The sequence below is a fragment of the Microcystis sp. LE18-22.4A genome (genome assembly GCF_027531105.1).
Classification (GTDB): Bacteria; Cyanobacteriota; Cyanobacteriia; order Cyanobacteriales; family Microcystaceae; genus Microcystis; species Microcystis aeruginosa.
In genome coordinates, this window is sequence record NZ_JAPZRB010000066.1 from 1 (window position 1) to 1,293 (window position 1,293).

The 1,293-nt window shown below is 39.3% G+C and carries 1 protein-coding gene; it reads right to left on the minus strand.

Going from position 1 to position 1,293, the window contains the following annotated elements; all coding sequences use genetic code 11:
* Positions 1-784: 784 nt before the first annotated feature.
* Positions 785-1,293: DUF4351 domain-containing protein (locus tag O9295_RS02955; RefSeq protein WP_288031575.1), on the minus strand; the 509-nt coding region annotated here is incomplete at its 5' end.

The following is a 1,293-nucleotide window of genomic DNA, read 5'->3' on the forward strand; positions in this document are numbered from 1 at the left end:
TTAACTTTAAACTCTAAGACAAACATTTTACGCAGGGGGGACTTAGACAAAATCAGTATAGCACAATAAAAGTTAAGTTAACAAGATATAGTTTAAAAAGCCGTCCTAAAAGGACGGGGCTTTAACCCAAAATTTCGGTAAGGCGATGTTTATATTCTTAAGTTATGTTAATAGCTTAATTTCTATGGTTTTCATAGTCTAAAAACAATAGTTATCCTCTTGTGTGAATAGGAGGAAAATCTAAGCTGGTATCTCCAATTCAGCCGCTCGTAACTAGATAAGAGAAACTGTAGCGATTAATAAGTCGCTCATAAGTGGGTGGGTGGAATTAAATATAAAATGAACGTAGGTTGGGTTGAAGCATGAAACCCAACGCCCGCATGGGTTACGCTACCGCTAACCCATCCTACAAATAATTGTGCCTCCCTACTTAACTAGATAAGAGAAACTGTAGCGATTAATAAGTGCCTAAGCAAAACTAATTACACATTTAAGCCGCTACTCCGTCAGCTTTTTCAGTGACCAGTAAACAGTGAACTGAAAACTCAAATCTGATCCCTGATAGCTGTCTCGGAGTCTCCTGTCTCGACACGGCACAAATTCTCTCTAACTGGCGACTGTCAGAAATCCAGAAAACGAGTTTCTTCAAGAAACCAGTTTTCTCGATAATACCGTGAGATTGGGGGGGGGATTATGGTGTTGAGATGAAGGTTATCTCTCAATTCCCCCCTCGCCATGAAAATTTTAGCGGGTGATGGACAAAAGGCGATCGCTAACGTCAAAGCTAGGCAGTTAAAGTATTTAACCAATTGATTAAATCTTCAACCGTAGAGAAGTCGAATAAAGCTTCTCCTAATGCTTCGACATCATCAATACTTAACTGCATGATTTTAGTTTCTAATGCAGGATTAATTTCCCCTAACTTGCGTTTAAGTTGGCGAATAATAAACGTCTTTTCGCGTTCGATACCTTGTTCAATACCTTGTTCAATACCTTGACGCATCCAACTGGTGGTAATTTGCATAACTCCCTCCTGTACGGGTTGACTAAATGTGCTAATCTCTTCTTGAAATTGTATCTCTTCCACTGGATTTAGATTGAGATATGTATCAATAAATCCGGAAATTAATTGCATTCTCGCCGCATCTAACCTTAAAGTAATTAACAAGCGCAGACATTCCGCTTTTACCTTGGCTCGCTCTTTCTCGGCAATGTTCATCTTCGCCATCAAAGCTGAAGCAACCGGATTCGGTTGATTAAGAAAATCTCGCCAATTTAATCGATTTAACTGCA